General features: G+C 73.1%; 13 protein-coding genes. 5 read left to right on the top strand and 8 right to left on the bottom strand.

Features of this window, described 5'->3' with window-relative positions; genetic code table 11:
• Positions 1-222 precede the first annotated feature (222 nt).
• The 6 genes from MY526_RS22895 to MY526_RS22870 all read right to left on the bottom strand — a co-directional run bounded on the left by MY526_RS22895 (position 223) and on the right by MY526_RS22870 (position 6,064).
• Positions 223-1,344, bottom strand: a complete 1,122-nt coding sequence (locus tag MY526_RS22895) for an ABC transporter ATP-binding protein (protein ID WP_436705155.1) — start codon at positions 1,342-1,344, stop codon at positions 223-225.
• A complete protein-coding gene (locus tag MY526_RS22890) occupies positions 1,341-2,225 on the bottom strand; it encodes an ABC transporter permease subunit (RefSeq protein WP_436705154.1) in 885 nt (294 codons plus the stop codon). Before MY526_RS22890 ends, MY526_RS22895 begins: the two co-directional genes overlap by 4 nt.
• On the bottom strand, positions 2,222-3,025 hold the full coding sequence (locus MY526_RS22885) for an ABC transporter permease (RefSeq protein WP_436695174.1): 804 nt from the start codon (positions 3,023-3,025) through the stop codon (positions 2,222-2,224). Before MY526_RS22885 ends, MY526_RS22890 begins: the two co-directional genes overlap by 4 nt.
• Positions 3,026-3,106: 81 nt before the next feature.
• On the bottom strand, positions 3,107-4,279 hold the full coding sequence (locus MY526_RS22880; protein WP_436705153.1) for an ABC transporter substrate-binding protein: 1,173 nt from the start codon (positions 4,277-4,279) through the stop codon (positions 3,107-3,109).
• 128 nt (positions 4,280-4,407) lie between these two features.
• Entirely contained in the window at positions 4,408-5,193 is a 786-nt protein-coding gene (locus MY526_RS22875; RefSeq protein WP_436695172.1) for an enoyl-CoA hydratase/isomerase family protein, read from the bottom strand.
• A gap of 79 nt (positions 5,194-5,272) precedes the next feature.
• The gene (locus MY526_RS22870; protein WP_436695171.1) at positions 5,273-6,064 is read right to left on the bottom strand and encodes an ABC transporter ATP-binding protein; all 792 of its coding nucleotides are present in this window, start codon (positions 6,062-6,064) and stop codon (positions 5,273-5,275) included.
• 75 nt (positions 6,065-6,139) lie between these two features.
• Here MY526_RS22870 and glgX point away from each other — a divergent pair, with 75 nt between their 5' ends.
• Entirely contained in the window at positions 6,140-8,278 is a 2,139-nt protein-coding gene (gene glgX, locus MY526_RS22865) for a glycogen debranching protein GlgX (protein WP_436695170.1), read from the top strand.
• Between the two features lie 78 nt (positions 8,279-8,356).
• Here the strand turns inward: glgX and MY526_RS22860 are convergent, their stop codons facing one another.
• Positions 8,357-9,364 carry an FHA domain-containing protein gene (locus MY526_RS22860; RefSeq protein WP_436695169.1) on the bottom strand — a complete coding sequence of 336 codons (1,008 nt, stop codon included), beginning with the start codon at positions 9,362-9,364 and terminating at the stop codon, positions 8,357-8,359.
• A gap of 110 nt (positions 9,365-9,474) precedes the next feature.
• Positions 9,475-12,024, bottom strand: coding sequence for an alpha-glucan family phosphorylase (gene glgP / locus MY526_RS22855; protein WP_436695167.1), 2,550 nt, complete (start codon positions 12,022-12,024; stop codon positions 9,475-9,477).
• Between the two features lie 179 nt (positions 12,025-12,203).
• Between glgP and MY526_RS22850 the strand changes: the two genes are divergently transcribed.
• The 4 genes from MY526_RS22850 to glgB all read left to right on the top strand — a co-directional run bounded on the left by MY526_RS22850 (position 12,204) and on the right by glgB (position 20,479).
• Entirely contained in the window at positions 12,204-14,237 is a 2,034-nt protein-coding gene (locus MY526_RS22850; protein WP_436695165.1) for an alpha-1,4-glucan--maltose-1-phosphate maltosyltransferase, read from the top strand.
• 44 nt (positions 14,238-14,281) lie between these two features.
• Positions 14,282-16,150 (top strand): maltose alpha-D-glucosyltransferase, encoded by a 1,869-nt coding sequence (gene treS, locus MY526_RS22845; protein ID WP_436695163.1) that lies wholly within the window; start codon positions 14,282-14,284, stop codon positions 16,148-16,150.
• Complete coding sequence (locus MY526_RS22840; protein ID WP_436695161.1) at positions 16,147-17,517, top strand: maltokinase N-terminal cap-like domain-containing protein; 1,371 nt, start codon at positions 16,147-16,149, stop codon at positions 17,515-17,517. Before treS ends, MY526_RS22840 begins: the two co-directional genes overlap by 4 nt.
• A gap of 61 nt (positions 17,518-17,578) precedes the next feature.
• Positions 17,579-20,479 carry a 1,4-alpha-glucan branching protein GlgB gene (gene glgB / locus MY526_RS22835; protein ID WP_436705152.1) on the top strand — a complete coding sequence of 967 codons (2,901 nt, stop codon included), beginning with the start codon at positions 17,579-17,581 and terminating at the stop codon, positions 20,477-20,479.
• The last annotated feature ends 49 nt before the right edge of the window (positions 20,480-20,528 follow it).

Raw genomic sequence — 20,528 nt, 5'->3', positions numbered from 1 at the left:
GTTGACGACGTTGTCCGCACTCCCCCGGGCGACGGTGTTGTCCTGAGGGTCCAGGTTCCGCTCGCTCCCGGAGTCGGGCACCTGCTTGACAAGAACGACGATGTTCATCGTCAGACCTACCTCCGCGCTGGGGTCTGGGGTCGCGGGCCTCGCCCGCCTGCTCCGATAGTGGAGGTTACCGTCGGGTAACGGGGATGCCCGTGCCGGTTCCGGTGACCCCCGTCACGATCCGCGCGCCGCTGCCGGGGGTTCCTCCGCGGGCGCGACGAGCACGGCGCGGTCGGCCGGGGTGACCGTCACCGCGGCGCCCGGGACGAGGTCGCCGCTGCCGGCGCTGACGACGTCCACGGCGAGCTCGAGGCCGTCGGGCAGGGCCACCGCCAGCCGGGTCGTCGCGCCGGAGAAGGTGCGCGTGACCACCCGACCGGCGCCCGCGGGGTCGGCGGCCACGGTCAGCGACTCCGGCCGGACCAGCGCCACGACGGCGCCCGACGGCGGCACCGCCCCGGCCGCCGGCCGGCGGACGCCGAGCAGCTCCACTCCCCCGCCGGCCGGCCGCGCGGGCACCCGGTTCATCGTCCCGACGAACTCCGCCACGAACGCCGTCGCCGGCCGCTCGTAGAGCTCGTCGGGCGAGGCCACCTGCTCCAGCCGGCCGGCGCGCAGCACGCCCACCCGGTCGGCCACCGACAGGGCCTCGGCCTGGTCGTGGGTGACGAAGACGGTGGTGATGCCCAGCTCCAGCTGGATGCGGCGGATCTCCTCCCGCAGCTGCACCCGCACCTGGGCGTCGAGCGCCGACAGCGGCTCGTCGAGCAGCAGCACCTGGGGCGCGACGGCCAGCGCCCGCGCCAGCGCCACCCGCTGCTGCTGACCGCCGGAGAGCTGGTGGGGATAGCGGGCCGCGCGGTCGGCCAGGCCGACCAGCTCCAGGAGCTCCGCGGCCCGCCTGGTGCGCTCGGCCTTGCCCCGGCGCCGGACCCGGAGGCCGAAGGCGACGTTGTCGGCGACGGTCAGGTTCGGGAACAGGCTGTAGGCCTGGAACACCATCCCCATGTCCCGCTTGCTGGCCGGCACGCCGGTGACGTCCCGCCCGTCGAGCAGCACCCGGCCGGCGTCGGGCCGCTCGAAGCCGGCGATCGCCCGCAGCGCCGTCGTCTTCCCGCAACCCGAGGGCCCCAGCAGGGCGAGGAACTCGCCCCCGCCCACGTCGAGGTCCAGGCCGTCGAGGGCGAGCACCGATCCGTAGCGGCGGGTCAGCCCCTCGAGCCGGACGGCGACGCCGGGGCGCTCGCGGAGGTCGGCCGGGGCCGCCACGGCCCGGGCGGCCGGAGCGGTGGTCATGCGGACTCCTCCCCCGCCCGCCGGCGGTCCAGCGCGGAGATCAGCAGCAACAGGACCCAGGTCATCCCCAGGGAGAGCACCGAGACCGCGACCGACAGCTGCGGCCGGGAGCCGGCGATCTCCAGGATCCAGGTCGGGAAGGTCCGGAAGCCCAGGATCTGGGCGATGGTGAACTCGCCCAGCACGAGCGCCAGGGTCAGGAACGACGCGGTGAGCACCGACGTCCGCAGCACCGGCAGCACCACCGAGACCAGCACCCGCGGCCACGAGGCGCCCAGGTTGCGCGCCGCCTCGGTGAGCGTGCGCAGGTCGGTCCCGCGCAGCCCGGCGTCCAGGGCGCGGTAGACGAACGGCAGCGCCATGACGACGTAGACGAGGACCAGGATCCACGGCAGCTCCGGCCGCTGAAGGGCGAAGAACGCCTCGGCCAGCGGGGTGTCGAGGAAGTAGTCCGGTGCCCAGGCCAGCACGCTGCGCACGCCCACGACCAGCGCGATCGGCGGCAGCACGAGCGGCAGCAGGGTGAGCAGCTCCACCGTCGTCCGCAGCCGGGGGAGGCGCAGGTCCACCAGGACGACGGTCGGCACCATGAGCAGCAGCGACAGCAGCACGGTCAGCACCGCGATGGTGAGCGAGCGGCCGAAGGTCTCGGCGAACCCCTCCGCGCCGGGGATCCCGGTGTAGTGCTCGGCGGTGAAGCCGCCGGAGCCCCGGTCGCGGACGGTGAACCACAGCGACGCGGCGACGGGCACCAGGAAGTAGAGGCCGAACAGGGCCAGCACGGCCCAGCGCCAGACGCCGGAGCCGCGCCGTCCGGCCCGGACGGGGGTGTCGGGCGCGACGCTGCCGGCACCGGCCACCCCCGCCGTCGACAGGCTCACGACAGCCACCGCTGGGTGCGGCGCTGCACCCAGGCGTAGAAGGCCATGACCAGCCCGATGAGCACGACCATGCCGAGCGCGAGCGCCTTGCCCAGGTTCTCCGCGCCCACCACGACGTTGCTCGACAGTGCGTCGGCGATCTGCAGCGTGACCAGCGGGATGCTGCTGCCGACCAGGGCGCGGGCGGTGGCGTAGGCGGCGAAGGCCGAGGCGAACAGCAGCATGGTCGCGCCGATGACCGGCGGGGCGAGCACCGGCCCGCCGACGTGCCGCCAGTACTGCCAGCCGCTCGCGCCGAGGTTGTCCGCCGCCTCCCGCCACTGCGGCCGCAGGGCCTCCAGCGCGGGCGTGATGGTGAGGACCATCAGCGGCACCAGGAAGTACAGGTAGACCAGCGCCAGCCCGGTCATCGAGTACAGCGAGAAGCCGCTCCACCCGAGCGTGTCGGTGAGCAGCGCGGTGACCACGCCGGCGTTGCCGATCGTGGCGATGAAGGCGAACGCCAGGGGCACCCCGCCGAAGTTGGCCAGCACCCCCGACGCGGTGAGCACCAGCCGGCGCAGCAGCCGGCCCCGCCGGGCCCGCAGCACCGCGATCGCCACGGTCAGCCCGAGCGCGGCGCCGAGCACCGCGGTGATCGCGGACAGCTGCAGGCTGCCGACGTAGGCGCGCCGGTAGGCCCCCTCGGTGATCGAGGTGATGCTCTCGGTCGACCAGCTCTCCTCGAACGTCGTCGGGTCGGTCGCGCGGAAGGCCTCGACCCCCACGACGCCGATCGGCAGCACCAGGAAGAGCGCCACGTAGAGGAAGAACGGAACGGCGCCGAGCGCGGCCAGCAGCTCCGCCCGATCGGGCCGCCGACGTCGCGCTCGTCGTGGCGCTCAGCCGGACATCTCCGCGTTCCAGCGCTCGGCGACCACGTCGCGCGCGGCCGTCTCCTGCTCCGCGGTCGGGAACTCGGCGGCGCCCTCCACCGGCGGCAGCGCCGCCAGCAGGTCGGCGTCGGCGGTGCCGGCCGCCTCCATCGCCGGCAGCCGCACCGGGCGGGCGCCGCCGCCCAGCCAGGTGTTCTGGCCCTCGTCGCTGTAGAGGAACTCCTGCCACAGCCGGGCCGCGGCCGGGTGCGGCGCGAACGCGCTGATCCCCTGGTTGTAGTAGCCGCCGAACAGCCCGTCGGCGGGGACGGCGACCTGCCACTCCGCGCCCTGGTCGGCGAGGTCGTCGGTCAGCCCGGCGTTGTTGTAGTCCCAGTCGATGGAGATGGGCGTCTCCCCGCTGAGGATCGTCGCCGGCGTGATCTCGACCGGGTTGAAGTTGCCGACGTCCTTGACCTGGCGGAAGAAGTCGATGCCCGGGCCGATGTCGTCGAGGCTGCCGCCGTTGGCCAGCGACGCCGCCCACACGCCGGAGAACGCTGCCGTCGCCTGGGTCGGGTTGCCGTTGAGGGCGACCAGGCCGGCGTACTGCGGGTCGAGGAGGTCGGCGAACGTCGCCGGGCACGCGGCGACGGCGGTGGCGTTGCAGCCGATCGAGATGTAGCCGCCGTAGTCGTTGACCCAGTACCCCTCCGGGTCCTTCTGGCCCTCGGGGATCTCGTCCCAGGTCTGCACCTGGTAGGGGGCGAGCAGGTCCTGCGCCTTGGCCTGGTGGTGGAACGGGGTGCCGAGGTCGAGGACGTCCGGCGCCCGGTCCTGGCCGCGCTGGCTGGTCACCGCGTTGAGCTCGTCCTGGCTCGAGCCGTCGGGCAGGGTGCTGACGACCTCGATGCCGTACTTCTCGCTGAAGGTGTCGATCATCTCGCCGTAGTTCGCCCAGTCCGGCGGCAGCGCGATGACGTTGAGCGTGCCCTCGGCCTGCGCGGCCTCCACCAGCGCGTCGAGGTCCCCGAAGTCGGCCAGCGAGGTCGCGGCGGCCGCGTCGCTGCTGCCGCCTCCGCCGCCCGATCCGCCGTCGTCCCCGTCCCCGCCCCCGCAGGCGGCCAGGACCAGGGCAGCGGCCGACAACGCCGCCGCCGTCCGCGCGGTGGGACGTCCGTTCAGGGTGCTGCGCTGCACGTCTCTCCTCCAGGTGGTGGGCCCGCCACCGGCGGGCTGCCGGGATCGTGGCAGACGGCGCGGACGCGCGACCGGTCCGCGGCGTCGCCGCCAGGTGGCGATCCGGTGAACGCCGGAACTCCCAGCGCTCAGCGGCCGGTGAAGGTCGCCTTCCCCGGGCCGCTCTCGAGGAAGGACCGCATGCCGGCCTTCTGGTCCTCGGTGTCGAACAGCTCGGCGAACAGCCGGCTCTCCAGCGCGAGCCCCTCCGGCAGGGTCATGTCCAGGCCGTCGTCGATCGCCCGCTTCGCGGCCGCCAGGGCGAGCGGCGGCCCGGCGGCGAACTTGCGCGCCATGGCCACCGCCGTCGACTCGACGTCGGCGTCCGGGACGACGGCGTCGGCCAGCCCGATCTCGAGCGCCTCCTCGGCGCCGACGTGCCGGCCGGTGAAGACGAGGTCCTTGGCGCGGGCCGGGCCGACCAGACGGGCCAGCCGCTGCGTGCCCCCGGCACCGGGGATGACGCCGAGCAGGATCTCCGGCTGGCCGATCTTGGCGCCGGCCCCCATGACGCGGAAGTCGGCGCACAGCGCCAGCTCGTACCCGCCGCCCAGGGCGTAGCCGGTGATCGCGGCGATGACCGGCTTGGGGATCCGCTGCACCGCGGTGAAGGAGTCGGTCAGCTCACGGCCCCAGGCCACCATGCCGCGGCCGTCGAGCTGGGACATGGCCTTGATGTCGGCGCCGGCCGCGAACACCCGCTCCCCGCCGTAGACCACGACCGCACGGACGTCGGCCCGCTCGCCGGCCTCCAGGGCCGCGGCACGCACCTCCATGTGCAGCTGCTCGTTGATCGCGTTCATCTTCGGCCGGTCGAGGCGGATGGTCCCCACCCCGTCGGCCACCTGCAGGGTCACGAACTCCGGGGCTGCCATGCGGGCCCTCCAGCGCGGGTGGACGTCGTCGTCGTCGCACCCTAGCCAGGAGCGTCCCGCGGGCCGCCGGCCGGGCGTTTCAGGCGGCCCGGCGGGCCGTCCACCGGCCGTCGGCGCGCTGCACGTGCAGCGCCAGCCCGAAGGTCTCCGAGAGCGTCTCCTGGGTGAGCACCTGCTCCACCGGCCCCGCCGCGACCACCCCGCCGGCGCGCATCAGCAGCGCGTGCGTGTAGCCGGGCGGGATCTCCTCCACGTGGTGGGTGACCAGCACCTGGGCGGGGGCGTAGAGGTAGCGGGCGAGGTCCGACAGCCGGCTGACCAGGTCCTCCCGGCCGCCGAGGTCCAGCCCGGCGCCGGGCTCGTCGAGCAGCAGCAGCTCGGGGTCGGGCATGAGCGCCCGGGCGATCTGCACCCGCTTGCGCTCACCCTCGCTCAGCGTCCCGAACGGGCGGTGCGCCATCGGCGCGACGCCCCACTGCTGCATGAGCACCGCCGCGCGGGTGAGGTCGTGCACGTCGTAGCGCTCCCGCCACCGGCCGAGGACGGCGTACCCCGCGGAGAGGACGACGTCGCCGGTGCGCTCGCCCGGCTGGATGCGCTGGGCCAGCGCGGCGCTGGTCAGCCCGATCCGCGGCCGCAGCTCGAAGACGTCGACCGCGCCGAGGGTCTCCCCCAGCAGCTCCACCGTGCCGCGGGTCGGGTGCAGGTGCGCCGCGGCCAGCTGCAGCAGCGTCGTCTTCCCCGCCCCGTTGGGCCCGAGGACGACCCACCGCTGCTCGGGCAGCACGGTCCACTCGATGCCGTGCAGCAGGTACGTCTCCCCCCGGACGACGTCCACACCGTGCATCTCGACGACCGCCTCGCTGGACACCCCCCCATCCAACCAACCCGCCGGAGGACCCCGCCCTGCCACCCGGGGGCCGACGGTGTTGGCAGGATCACTCCCGTGCGCAGCAGCCCGGACGACGTCGAGGTGTGGCCCGGCTCCCCCACACCCCTGGGGGCCCACTGGGACGGGAACGGCACCAACTTCGCCCTCTGGTCGGCCGGCGCGCAGGCGGTCGACCTGTGCCTGTTCGACGCCGACGGCACCGAGCACCGCCACCGCCTGCAGGAGACCACCCACCAGGTGTGGCACGGGCGGCTGCCCGGGGTCGGCCCGGGCCAGCGCTACGGCTACCGGGTGCACGGCAGCTACGACCCCGGTTCCGGGCTGCGGTACAACCCGTCCAAGCTGCTGCTCGACCCCTACACCCGCGCCGTCGACGGCGACCTGGAGCTGCACCCGGCGCTGTTCGGCTACACCGACGCCGCCTTCGACGCCGCGGTCCCCGACCTGCGCGACTCGGCGCCGTTCGTGCCCCGCGGAGTGGTCGTCCACGACCCCTTCCCCTGGGACGGCGACCGGTCGCCCAACACCGCGTGGTCGGACACCGTCATCTACGAGGTGCACGTCAAGGGCGCGACCATGTGCTCCCCGGACATCCCGCCGACCCTGCGCGGCACGTACGCCGGCCTGGCACACCCCGCCTTCGTCGAGCACCTCCAGGCGCTCGGCGTCACCGCGGTCGAGCTGCTGCCGGTGCACCACTTCGTCAGCGAGCCGCACCTGCTCTACCGCGGGCTGACCAACTACTGGGGCTACAACACCCTCGGCTACTTCGCCCCGCACGCGGCCTACAGCGCCTCCGGCACGGGCGGGCAGCAGGTCACCGAGTTCAAGGCGATGGTCAAGGCGCTGCACGCCGCGGGGATCGAGGTGATCCTCGACGTCGTCTACAACCACACCGCCGAGGGCGACCACACCGGGCCGACGCTCTCCTTCAAGGGCATCGACAACGGCGGCTACTACCGGCTGGCCGGCGGCGGCCCGTCCCGGTACACCGACTACACCGGGTGCGGGAACACCCTCGACGTCCGCCGCCCGCCCGTGCTGGCGCTGCTCATGGACTCGCTGCGCTACTGGGTCACCGAGATGCACGTCGACGGGTTCCGGTTCGACCTCGCCGCCGCCCTGGCCCGGTCGATGCACGACGTCGACCGGCTCTCGGCGTTCTTCGACGTCGTCCACCAGGACCCGGTGATCAGCCGGGTGAAGCTGATCGCCGAGCCGTGGGACGTCGGCGAGGGCGGCTACCAGGTGGGTAACTTCCCGCCGCTGTGGACCGAGTGGAACGGCAAGTACCGCGACACCGTGCGCGACGTGTGGTCCGGCGCGCACGTCGGCATCCGGGACCTCGCCTACCGGCTGACCGGCTCCTCGGACCTCTACCGCTCCGACGGGCGGCGGCCCTTCGCCAGCATCAACTTCGTCACCGCCCACGACGGGTTCACCCTCGCCGACCTCGTCACCTACCAGCGCAAGCGCAACGAGGCGAACGGCGAGGACAACCGGGACGGCGAGGGCCACAACCGGAACTGGAACTGCGGCGTCGAGGGTCCCAGCGCGGACCCGGAGGTGCAGGCGCTGCGGGCCCGGCAGATCCGCAACCACCTGGCCACGCTGCTGCTGTCCACCGGGGTGCCGATGCTCACCGCCGGCGACGAGCTCGCCCGCACGCAGCAGGGCAACAACAACGCCTACTGCCAGGACAACGAGATCTCCTGGATCGACTGGGCCGCCGCCGACACCGACCTCGTCGCCTTCGTCGCCCGGCTGGTCGCGCTGCGGCGGTCCGCGCCCGTGCTTCGGCAGGAGGCGTTCTTCGAGGGCCACGAGATCCCGGGCACCGGCGGCACCCGCGACCTCGCCTGGTTCCACCCGGCCGGGCACCAGCTCGGCACTGCGGACTGGTTCGACACCGGCCTGCAGACCGTCGGGATGTACCTCGACGGCCGCGGCATCCGGCACCGCGACCAGCGCGGGCGGCCGGTCGTGGACGACTCCTACCTCGTGCAGCTGCACGCCGGACCCGACCCGGTGACCGTCCACCTGCCCGGCCCGCCCTGGTCGGACGGCTACCAGTTCGTGGTCTCCACGGAGTACCCGACCGGCGCCCCGCCCCGGCCGACCGTGGTCGCCCCGGGACCGGTCGAGATGCCGCCGCGCACCGTCTGGCTGCTGCGCATCCTCCGCCGTCCCTGAGGCCGCCCAGCGGGTATAGGAAGCTCTACCCACATCAGAGCGGATCTGACGTGGGTAGAGCTTCCTATACCTGTTCCCTCAGTCCTGGACCTGCTCGAAGGTGATGACCGTCCAGCCGAGGAGCAGGCGGTCACCGTCGGAGAGCGGGTGGGCGACGCCGGGCTCGAGCTGGGTCCACTCGGTGGCCTCCGGGCCGGCGACGTGGGTGCCGTTCAGCGACCCGAGGTCGACCAGCGAGACCTCGCGGCCGTTGCGCTGGATCGCGGCGTGGGCCGAGGACAGCACGTTCTGGGTGTCGGCGATCGGCACCGGCCGGGCCGAGCCGGTCGAGACGAGCTCGTGGTTGTCGGGACGCCGGCCGAGGACGAGGTCCTCGTCGACGGTGACGACCAGGCCGTCGTCGAACCGGAGGATCGGCGCGGCCGGCGGCTCGGGCTTCCAGAAGGCGGTCGACTCGCCGCTCTCCGGCTCCTCGACGGCCGGCGCCGCCGTGGCCCCGAAGCCGGACGAGCCGCCGAAGCCGGAGTCGGACGCGGCGGTGAACGAGGACGGCGCCGCCGCGGTCTCCGGCACGGCGGCCGAGGAGACGTGGGCCGCGGCGGCCAGCTGCAGCATCGCCCCGGAGCCGGGGACGGTGCCCTCGACCAGGTCGTAGGCGACGCCCGGGGGCATCGAGGGCACCGGCTGGCCCGGCCCCACGTACAGGGTCTGGCCGAGCTGGAAGCCGCTGGCGAGCGTGCCGCCGTCGACCGAGGTGCCGGACACCGGGACGCCGTCGACCGCCGGCTGGCCCTTGCCGGACCACAGCGCGACGCCGGTGCCCGTGCCGCCCGAGGTGTCGACGAGGACCAGGGCGAAGGACGCCGAGCTGCCGGCCAGCCCCGCGACCTGACCGGCGACCGCGCCGAGCACCCGCTCGGCGCCGGGGCCGGAGACCCCGAGGCAGGCGTGCAGGGCGGCGACGAGTGCCGGGGACCCCGGCGCGTCGACCCACAGCAGACCGCCTCCCCGTCGGGCGACGACGGAGTCTCCGGGCAGAACTTCACAGCGGTCGGGCATGGCGTCCAGCGTAATGACGTCAGGCACGCCGCGGCGGACCGGCGACGATCGCCACGCCGAACCCCGCGCCGCGCCCGGGACGTGTGCGACCGGCGTGACGGTTGTGCTCCCCGTGACCCCGCCCCGGGGTCCTCTCGTCAGGCGCTGGCCACCACGCCCAGCTCTGCGGGGTCGGCCAGGTGCTGCGAGTGCGGCAGCACCCGCACCGTGTAGCCGAACGCGCCGGTGCGCTCCAGCGGCACGGTCGCGGTGAACCAGTGCCGGGACCCGTCGGCGTGCTCGTGCGTCATCGGCAGCGTGGTCACGTCATGGAGGCCGTCGGCGTCGTCCACCCGGCCGTAGGCCGCCTGCACCTGCACCTCAGCCGGCGTCAGGCCGGGCAGCTCCACCTCCGCGCGCAGCGCCAGGCTCGAGCCGATCTCCGGGGTGTCACTGGCCCCTGTGGCCTCGACGTGGGCGACCCGGACCCCGCTCCAGTGGTCGAGCAGGTGCGACCGCCAGGTCGCCTCACCGCGCGCGGCGGTGTAGCCGCCCTCGGCCATCGCGCGGGCCGACCCGGCCGCGGGCACGTACAGCTGCTGCACGTAGTCGCGCACCATCCGGGTGGCCAGCACCTTGGGGCCGGTCTCCCGCAGCGTGTGCCGCACCATCTCGACCCACCGGGTCGGGATGCCGTCGCGGTCGGTCTCGTAGAACCGCGGGAGCACCGAGGTGCTCAGCAGGTCGTAGATGGCCCGCGCCTCGATCTCGTCGCGGCGGTCGGCGTCGGCCACCCCGTCGGCGGTGGGGATGGCCCAGCCGTTCTGTCCGTCGAACCACTCGTCCCACCAGCCGTCGCGGATGGAGAGGTTGAGGCCACCGTTGAGCGCCGCCTTCATGCCCGAGGTGCCGCAGGCCTCCAGCGGCCGCAACGGGTTGTTCAGCCAGACGTCGCAGCCCCAGTAGAGGTAGCGCGCCATGCCGATGTCGTAGCCGGGCAGGAACGCGATGCGGTGCCGGACCTCGGGGTCGTCGGCGAACTTCACCATCTGCTGGATGAGCTGCTTGCCGCCGTCGTCGGCCGGGTGGCTCTTGCCGGCGATGACCAGCTGGACCGGCCGGTCGCGGTCCAGCAGCAGCGCCTTGAGCCGCTCGGGGTCGCGCAGCATGAGGGTCAGCCGCTTGTACGAGGGCACCCGGCGGGCGAAGCCGATGGTGAGGACGTCGGGGTCGAAGGCGGTGTCGGTCCACCCGACCTCGGACTCCGCGGCGCCCCGGGACAGCGCGGTGTCCCGCAGCCGGCGGCGCACCTCGTCGACCAGGCGCCCGCGCAGCAGCCGGCGGGTGCTCCACAGGTCGCCGGCCGGGATCCGGTCGACGCCGTCGAAGTGCACGTCGCCCTCGACCTCCACCGGGTCACCCTGGCTGCTGGCCTGCGTGCCGAGCTCGACGAGCTCGCGGGCGGTCCAGGTGGGGGCGTGCACGCCGTTGGTGATGGAGCTGATCGGGACGTCGCCCTCGTCGAAGCCGGGCCACAGGTAGCGGAACATGTGCCGGCTGACGTGCCCGTGCAGCCGGCTGACGCCGTTGGCCCGCTGGCCCAGGCGCAGGCCCATGTGCGCCATGTTGAACTTCGTCGGGTCGTCCTCGGCGCCGAGCGGGATCAGCTGGTCCAGCGGGACGCCGAAGCCGGCGAAGTACCGCTCGATGAGCGCCCGGGGGAACCGGTCGATGCCGGCCGGCACCGGGGTGTGGGTGGTGAACACCGTGCCCGCGCGCACCGCCTGCAGGGCCTCGGGGAAGGACAGCCCGTGGGACTCGGTGAGCTCCCGGATGCGCTCGATCCCGAGGAAGCCGGCGTGGCCCTCGTTGGCGTGGAAGACCTCCGGCGCCGGGGTGCCGGTCCGGCCGCAGTAGGCCCGCAGCGCCCGCACGCCGCCGATGCCGAGCAGCATCTCCTGGCGCAGCCGGTGGTCCTCGTCGCCGCCGTAGAGCCGGTCGGTGACCCCGCGCTCGGCCGGCGCGTTCTCCTCGATGTCGCTGTCGAGCAGCAGCAGCGAGACGCGGCCCACCTGGGCACGCCACACGTGCGCGTGCAGGGTCCGGCCCTCCGGCAGCGGCACCGTGATGACGACGGCGGACCCGTCGGACTGGCGCAGCAGCTTGACCGGCAGGCCGTGCGGGTCCAGCGACGGGTAGTGCTCGAGCTGCCAGCCGTCGGCCGACAGGCCCTGCTCGAAGTAGCCCCCGCGGTAGAGCAGCCCCACGCCGATGAGCGGCACCCCGAGGTCGGAGGCCGCCTTGAGGTGGTCGCCGGCGAGGATGCCGAGGCCGCCCGAGTACTGCGGCAGCACCTCGGTGATGCCGAACTCGGCGGAGAAGTAGGCGATCGACGCGGGCGCCCCGGCCCCCAGCGACTGGTACCAGTGCGGCGCCGACAGGTAGTCCTGCAGGTCGTCGACGACGTCCTGCAGCCGGCGCAGGAAGCGGCGGTCCCTGGCCAGGGTGGACAGCCGTTCGGCCGACACCTCGCCGAGGACCTTCACCGGGTCGCCCTTGCAGGTCTGCCACAGGTTCGGGTCGAGGGCCTCGAACAGATCCCGGGTCTCTGGGTGCCACGACCAGCGGAGGTTCGTCACCAGCTGGGACAGCGGCATCAGCTCCTCGGGGAGCGAGGCCCGGACGGTGAACCTGCGGAGAGCGCGCACCGCCCGAGACTAACGAGGTCTGCCCGCGCCGCCAGGGCGGCGCCGACAGGGGCGCGGCAGGATGCCTCATGGCCTCCAGGCGTCCCAGTCATCCCCCCGTTCCGCCGGTGCCTGCGCGAGGCAGCGGGTATCTCGCAGCCGACGTGCTCCCCCGTCGCGACCTCGATAGCGTGGCCCGGATGACTGGCCGCGCAGACCTCCGCCTCGGCATCACCGATGTCGCCCCCGTCGTGTCCTGCGGGTCCTTCTCGGCCCGCGCCGTGGTGGGCGAGCACGTGCCGATCACCGCCACCGTCTTCCGCGAGGGCCACGACGCCGTGGCCGCCAACGTGGTCTGGACCCCGCCCGGGGAGGACGCCGAGACGCAGCCGCTGCGCCGGATGGCCCCCTTCGGCGACCAGCCCGACCGCTGGATCACCACCGTGGTGCCCGACCGCGAGGGGCGGTGGTCCTTCCAGGTCGAGGCGTGGAGCGACCCGCTCGCCACCTGGCACCACGCGGTCGAGGTCAAGATGGAGGCCGGGCAGGGTGCCGAGGACCTCGCCAACGACCTGGAGGAGGGCGCCCGGCTGCTCGACCGGGTGGCCGCCGTGGCCGAGGCGGAGTGGAAGGCCCGGGCCGGCGACGCGGCGGCCGCCCTGCGCGACACCTCGCGCGAGCTGACGGCCCGGGTCGCCCCGGCCCTGGCCGAGGCGCTGCAGGCCTACCTGCACGAGCACCCGGTGCGGGAGCTGGTCACCGCGGGGCCGCGGTACGAGGTGTGGGTCGACCGTCAGCGGGCGCTGTTCGGCTCCTGGTACGAGTTCTTCCCCCGCTCCACGGGCGCCGTCGTCGGCGGGAAGGCCACCCACGGCACGTTCGCCACGGCGGCCGACCGGCTGCCGGCGGTCGCCGAGATGGGCTTCGACGTCGTCTACCTGCCCCCGATCCACCCGATCGGCACGGTCAACCGCAAGGGCCCGAACACGCCGCAGTTCCCCGGCGGCAACCCCTACGAGATCGACCCGGACGACCCGGGGTCACCGTGGGCCATCGGCTCGGCCGAGGGCGGGCACGACGCCGTCCACCCCGAGCTGGGCACCATGGAGGACTTCACCGCCTTCGTCGCCCGCACCCGGGAGCTCGGGATGGAGGTGGCGCTGGACTTCGCGCTGCAGGCCGCGCCCGACCACCCGTGGGTGAAGTCCCACCCGGAGTGGTTCACCACCAAGCCCGACGGCACGATCGCCTACGCCGAGAACCCGCCGAAGAAGTACCAGGACATCTACCCGATCAACTTCGACAACGACCCCGAGGGCCTCTACGCCGAGTGCCTGCGGGTGCTCCGGGTGTGGATGGACGCCGGGGTGCGGGTCTTCCGCGTCGACAACCCGCACACCAAGCCGCTGAACTTCTGGCACTGGCTGATCTGGACGGTCAAGGAGACCGATCCCGACGTGCTGTTCCTCGCCGAGGCCTTCACCCGGCCGGCGATGATGCACCAGCTCGCGCGGCTCGGGTACACGCAGTCCTACACGTACTTCACCTGGCGGACCGGGCGCGAGGAGCTCGAGGACTACGGCCGGGAGCTGGCCGCCAACAGCCACTACATGCGGCCGAACTTCTTCGTGAACACCCCGGACATCCTGCACGCCTCGCTGCAGTTCGGCGGGCCGCCGATGTTCAAGATCCGCGCCGCCCTCGCGGCCATGATGAGCCCGACCTGGGGGGTCTACTCCGGCTACGAGCTCTTCGAGCACGTGGCCGTCCGCCCGGGCAGCGAGGAGTACCACGACAGCGAGAAGTACCAGCTGCGGCCGCGGGACTTCGCGGCGGCGGAGGCCTCCGGGCGGAGCCTCGCGCCCTACCTGCGCCGGCTCAACGAGATCCGTCGCGCCCACCCGGCCCTGCAGCAGCTCCGGACCCTGCGGTTCCACTCGGTCGACAACCCGAACCTGATCTGCTTCTCGAAGACCGACCCGGGGTCGCAGGACGCCGTCCTCGTCGTCGTCGCGCTGGACGGCCACAACACCCAGATCGGGACGACGTCGCTGGACCTGCCGGCGCTCGGGCTCGACTGGTACGAGCGGTTCACCGTCACCGACGAGATCACCGGTGCCAGCTACGACTGGGGGCAGTTCAACTACGTGGAGCTCGACCCCTACCGCGAGCCGGCGCACGTCTTCGCGATCACCCACTCCCGGCCGGTGCAGGTGCCGCCGCCGGTGGCCTGATCCCCCACCCGCTCCCCGCGCAGAACCGAGGTCTGTCCCCGCCGATGACCGTTTCCGTCCCCGACCTCCCCGACAACCGCCCCGAGGCGTCGGCCTCGGGGCTGCCGGCGCCCGGCACCGACCCCGAGTGGTACAAGCGCGCCGTCTTCTACGAGGTGCTCGTCCGGGGCTTCGCCGACAGCAACGCCGACGGCGTCGGCGACCTGCGGGGCATGCTCGACAAGCTGGACTACCTGCAGTGGCTCGGCGTCGACTGCCTGTGGTTGCCGCCGTTCTTCGCCTCGCCGCTGCGCGACGGCGGCTACGACGTCAGCGACTACACCGCGGTGCTGCCCGAGTTCGGCGACATCGAGGACTTCAAGGAGTTCCTCGCCGCCGCCCACGCGCGGGGCATCCGCGTGATCATCGACTTCGTCATGAACCACACCTCGGACCAGCACCCCTGGTTCCAGGCCAGCCGCAGCGACCCCGACGGGCCCTACGGCGACTTCTACGTGTGGTCCGACGACGACAGCCGCTACGCCGACGCGCGGATCATCTTCGTCGACACCGAGAGCTCGAACTGGACCTTCGACCCGGTGCGCAAGCAGTACTTCTGGCACCGGTTCTTCTCCCACCAGCCCGACCTCAACTTCGAGAACCCGGTGGTGCAGGAGGCGATCATCGACGCCCTGCGGTTCTGGCTGGACCTGGGCATCGACGGGTTCCGGCTCGACGCCGTCCCCTACCTGTTCGAGGAGGAGGGCACCAACTGCGAGAACCTGCCGAGGACCCACGAGTTCCTCAAGCACGTGCGCAAGGTGGTCGACGCGGACTACCCCGACCGGGTGCTGCTCTGCGAGGCCAACCAGTGGCCGGCCGACGTCGTCGAGTACTTCGGCGAGAACGGCGACGAGTGCCAGATGGCCTTCCACTTCCCCGTCATGCCGCGCCTGTTCATGGGCGTGCGCCGGGAGCAGCGCTTCCCGATCTCGGAGATCATGGCGCAGACGCCGGACATCCCGGCCAACTGCCAGTGGGGCATCTTCCTGCGCAACCACGACGAGCTGACCCTCGAGATGGTCACCGACGAGGAACGCGACTACATGTGGGGTGAGTACGCCAAGGACCCCCGCATGAAGGCCAACATCGGCATCCGCCGGCGGCTGGCGCCCCTGCTGGACAACGACATGGACACCCTCGAACTGTTCACCGCGCTGCTGCTGTCCCTGCCGGGCTCGCCGGTCCTCTACTACGGCGACGAGATCGCCATGGGCGACAACATCTGGCTCGGTGACCGGGACGGCGTCCGCACCCCGATGCAGTGGACGCCGGACCGCAACGGCGGCTTCTCCACGGCCGACCCGCAGCGGATGTACCTGCCGCTCAACCAGGACCCCGTCTACGGCTACCAGGTCACCAACGTCGAGTCCCAGCTGCGCAACACCAACTCGATGCTGCACTGGATCCGGCAGATGATCCGGGTGCGCAAGGAGCACCCCACCTTCGGCCTCGGCAACTACGACGAGGTCGGCTCGCGCAACCCGACGGTGCTGTCGTTCGTCCGCGAGTTCGGTGACGACGTCGTGCTGTGCGTCAACAACCTGTCCCGCTTCCCGCAGCCGGTGGAGCTGGACCTGCGCCGGTTCGAGGGCTACACCCCCGTCGAGCTCACCGGCCGGGTGGAGTTCCCGCAGATCGGCGTCCTCCCCTACATGCTCACGCTCGCCGGCCACGGCTTCTACTGGTTCGAGCTGAGCAAGCCGGTCGCGCCGGTGGCCGAGGAGCCGGAGGAGTGGGAGAGCACCGCCGCGAGCACGGTCGCGGAGTCCCTGGTGGCCGCGGGGGTGGTCACCGCCACCGAGGAGATCCCCGGCGGCAGCGACACCCGGACCGGCGACGACGTCCCGCCCAGCTCCGGAGGAGACCGATGAGCGCCCTGACCGACCTGCTGCGCGACTGGATGCCGCACCAGCGCTGGTTCGGCGGCAAGGGGCGGGAGTGGGCCGGGGTCAGCGAGGAGGGGTTCCTGCTCGACCAGGCCGACCCGGTGCTCTCGGTGCACCGCGTGCGCGTCTCCTACGCCGACGGCGCGGGCGAGACCTACCTCGTGCCGCTGTCGTGGCGGGACCACCCGGCCGACGAGCTGAGCTCGGCGTTCATCGGGGCGGTGTCGGGCAAGGACCGGGAGAACTACGCCTACGACGCCATGCGCGACCGCGCGGCGACCCCGCCGTGGCTGATCCACCTGGTCAACGCCTCGACGATCGGCCCGGTGCACTTCCACCCGGCGGGCGTGGCCGCGATCCCCGAGGGCGTGCCCGGCGACATCCTCTCCACCGAGCAGAGCAACACCTCGCTGGTGTACGGCAAGGAGGCGATCTTCAAGCTGTTCCGCCGGCTCGAGCCCGGGCTCAACCCCGACGTCGAGGTCCACGACGCGCTGCGCAAGACGGAGAACCCGCACATCGCGCCGCTGCTCGGGTACATCGAGATCGACGACCCCGACCCGGCGACCGAGCCGGCGACGGTGGCGATGCTGCAGACCTTCGTGCCGAACGCCAGCGACGGATGGCGGCTGGCCACCGCCAGCGTCCGCGATCTGTACGCCGAGGGCGACCTGCACGCCGACGAGGTGGGTGGCGACTTCGCGGCCGAGAGCGAGCGGCTGGGCGCGGCCACCGCCTCGGTGCACGCCGACATGGCCAAGGTGCTGCCCACCGCGCCCGCCGACCCGGCCTGGTTCGCCACCGTCGCCGAGCAGATGACCGGCCGGCTGGAGGCGGCGATCGCCGTCGTCCCGCAGCTGGCCGAGCACGCCGACGGCCTGCGCGCGGTCTACGCCGCCGTCGCCGGCAGCGGGGAGAGCGTCGTCCGGCAGCGGGTGCACGGCGACCTGCACCTCGGGCAGGTGCTGCGGACCGCCACCGGCTGGATCGTGCTCGACTTCGAGGGTGAGCCGGCCCGCCCGCTGGCCGCCCGCCGCGAGCTGGACAGCCCACTGCGCGACGTGGCCGGCATGCTGCGCAGCTTCGACTACGCCGCACGTCACATGCTCGTCGAGCAGCCGGAGGACCCGCAGCGCGCATACCGCGCGCAGGAGTGGGCAGAGCGCAACCGCAACGCGTTCTGCGCCGGGTACTCGGCCGCGAGCGGCGCGGACCCGTGCGGCGACTCGCCGCTGCTCCGGGCCCTCGAGGCGGACAAGGCCGTCTACGAGTGCGTCTACGAGGCGCGCAACCGCCCGAACTGGCTGATGATCCCGCTGCAGTCGCTGTCCCGGCTCACCGCCGCGGACTGACGTGCGGCCGATCACCGGCAGCCAGACCACCGACCACAGCACGGAAGAGGACGGCGACGCGATGACGACCCCCGACGGGACGACCGAGGACAGGGCGACCGGCACGGCCGAGCCGACCATCGACGCCGGCGAGCGCGCACCGGCCACCAGGGACGAGCTGGAGGCCATCGTCGAGGAGAAGACCGCGCAGGCCCAGGCGGCCGAGGGCGAGCCGGTGGTCAACGCCGCGCCGGCGCGCAAGCGGGCGGCGGCCAAGAAGGCACCCGCGGCGAAGAAGGCCCCCGCGGCCAAGAAGACGACGGCCCCGCGGAAGACCGCGGCCACCAAGGCCGCGGCGGCCCCCGTGGAGGGCGAGGTGGCGGCGCAGGTTCCGGCTGCCAAGAAGACCGCGGCCAAGCGGGCGCCGCGCAAGAAGGCGGCGCAGGAGGACGTCGTCCTCGAGCAGGGCGGCACCGCGGCGCCGGTGGTCGCGCCCGCGCCGATCGCCAAGCCGGGCAGCCCCAGCGGCGCGCCCGCGCGGCAGCCGGAGCCACCGAGCCCGGAGCCGTCCGAGCCGAGCACCCCGCAGGCCCCCGACGACCACGACACCGCCATCCGGCACGGGACGGGCGCGGCCGGCAGCGTCGTCGCCGGCCTCGTCGCCGGCGGCACGTCCGGGAACGGCGCGGCACCGGCGTCAGCCGTGTCCGGCGGGACGCCGGCCACCGACGACCCTGCGCTGGCCGGTGCGGTCGCCGCCGGGGGGTCCACCGGGGTCGGCCGGCACGGATCGACCCGCGAGGCCGGCGACGACGACGTGCGCGCCATCGTCGAGGGCTGGTCCTACTCCCCGCACAGCGTGCTCGGCGCGCACCCGGCCGGCGACGGCTGGGCGGTCCGCTGCCTGCGGCCCAACGCCGTCGCGGTCACCGTGGTCGACGAGGACGGCGCCCGCTACGACGCCCACCAGCTGCACGACGGCGGGATCTGGGCGGCCCAGCTGCCGAAGCAGCCCGGCGACTACCGGCTGGAGGTGGGCTACGCCGACGGCGCCGACGGCATCGACACCTTCGTCGTCGACGACCCCTACCGCTGGCTGCCCACCGTCGGCGAGATCGACCAGCACCTCATCCGCGAGGGCCGGCACGAGCGCCTGTGGGACGTCCTCGGCGCCCACGTCCGGCGCTACGACACCCCGCGCGGCCGGGTCGAGGGCGTCTCCTTCGCCGTCTGGGCGCCGAACGCCCAGGGCGTCAAGGTGACCGGCGACTTCGACTACTGGGAGGCGCGCGCCTACCCGATGCGGTCGCTGGGTGCCTCCGGCGTGTGGGAGATCTTCATCCCCGGCGTCCAGCTCGGCACCAAGTACCGCTTCCACGTGCTCGGCCGCGACGGCGCGTGGCGGCAGAAGTCCGACCCGATGGCGTTCGCCACCGAGGTACCCCCGCTCAACGCCTCGGTGGTCACCGAGTCGCAGTACGAGTGGAACGACGACGAGTGGCTGACCGACCGGGCCCGCGCCGACTGGCACCAGCGGCCGATGAGCGTCTACGAGGTGCACATCGGCTCGTGGCGGCAGGGGCTGTCCTATCGCGAGCTCGCCGACGAGCTGGTCGACTACGTGGTGGACGCCGGCTTCACCCACATCGAGTTCATGCCGGTCGCCGAGCACCCCTTCGGTGGTTCCTGGGGCTACCAGGTCACCAGCTACTACGCGCCCACCGCCCGGCACGGCTCCCCGGACGACTTCCGCTACCTGGTCGACCGGGCGCACCAGGCCGGCATCGGGGTCATCGTCGACTGGGTCCCGGCGCACTTCCCCAAGGACGACTGGGCGCTCGCCCGCTTCGACGGCACGCCGCTGTACGAGCACGGCGACCCGCGCCGCGGCGAGCAGCTGGACTGGGGCACCTACGTCTTCGACTTCGGCCGCTCCGAGGTCCGCAACTTCCTCGTCGCCAACGCGCTCTACTGGTGCAAGGAGTTCCACATCGACGGCGTCCGCGTCGACGCGGTGGCCTCGATGCTCTACCTCGACTACTCCCGCGAGGACTGGGCGCCCAACGTGCACGGCGGCCGCGAGAACCTCGAGGCGGTGGCGTTCCTGCAGGAGATGAACGCGACCGTCTACCGCGAGGTCCCCGGCGTGGTGACGATCGCCGAGGAGTCGACCGCCTGGCCGGGCGTCACCCGGCCCACCCACCTCGGTGGCCTGGGCTTCGGCTTCAAGTGGAACATGGGGTGGATGCACGACTCCCTGACGTACATGTCGAAGGAGCCGGTGTACCGCAGCTACCACCACGGGCAGCTCACGTTCTCGATGATGTACGCCTACTCCGAGAACTACGTGCTGCCGATCAGCCACGACGAGGTCGTCTACGGCAAGGGCTCGCTGCTGCGGAAGATGCCGGGTGACCGGTGGCAGCAGCTGGCCAACCTGCGCAGCTACCTGGCCTACATGTGGGCGCACCCGGGCAAGCAGCTGCTCTTCATGGGCTCGGAGTTCGCCCAGGACTCCGAGTGGGCCGAGAGCCGGTCGCTGGACTGGTGGCACCTCGACGACCCCGCGCACCGCGGCGTGCTGCAGCTCGTGACCGACCTCAACGGCCGGTACAAGGAGCTGTCGGCGCTGTGGTCGCAGGACGTCGACCCCGCCGGCTTCCAGTGGATCGACGCCAACGACGCCTCGGGCAACGTGCTGTCCTTCCTCCGCTTCGGGGCCGACCGCGCCGGCGCCACCGGGCAGGCGCTGGCGTGCGTGGCCAACTTCGCCGGCCACCCGCACGAGGGCTATCGTGTGGGCCTCCCCCGGCCGGGCTTCTGGCGGGAGGTGCTCAACACCGACGCCGAGGGCTACGGCGGCTCCGGCGTGGGCAACATGGGCGGCGTCGAGGCGGTCGAGCAGCCGTGGCACGGCCAGCCGTACTCGGCGACGATCGCCGCCCCGCCGCTGGGCACCGTCTGGTTCCTGCACGAGGGCTGAGCACCACGCGCGGCCGGGCGGCGCCGACGCCCGGCCGCGCGGCGCAACC

It is taken from the genome of Geodermatophilus sp. CPCC 205761 (assembly GCF_051383655.1).
Classification (GTDB): Bacteria; Actinomycetota; Actinomycetes; order Mycobacteriales; family Geodermatophilaceae; genus Geodermatophilus.
The sequence above is the reverse complement of the archived record's forward strand: the minus strand, read 5'-3'. Positions and strand labels throughout refer to the sequence as shown.

Bases quoted from the DNA above. Each gene is read 5' to 3' on its own strand.
- treS (WP_436695163.1), top strand. From the start codon at position 14,282: ATGACCGTTTCCGTCCCCGACCTCCCCGACAACCGCCCCGAGGCGTCG.
- MY526_RS22875 (WP_436695172.1), bottom strand. From the start codon at position 5,193: ATGGCAGCCCCGGAGTTCGTGACCCTGCAGGTGGCCGACGGGGTGGGG.
- MY526_RS22850 (WP_436695165.1), top strand. From the start codon at position 12,204: ATGACTGGCCGCGCAGACCTCCGCCTCGGCATCACCGATGTCGCCCCC.
- MY526_RS22840 (WP_436695161.1), top strand. From the start codon at position 16,147: ATGAGCGCCCTGACCGACCTGCTGCGCGACTGGATGCCGCACCAGCGC.
- glgB (WP_436705152.1), top strand. From the start codon at position 17,579: ATGACGACCCCCGACGGGACGACCGAGGACAGGGCGACCGGCACGGCC.
- MY526_RS22895 (WP_436705155.1), bottom strand. From the start codon at position 1,344: ATGACCACCGCTCCGGCCGCCCGGGCCGTGGCGGCCCCGGCCGACCTC.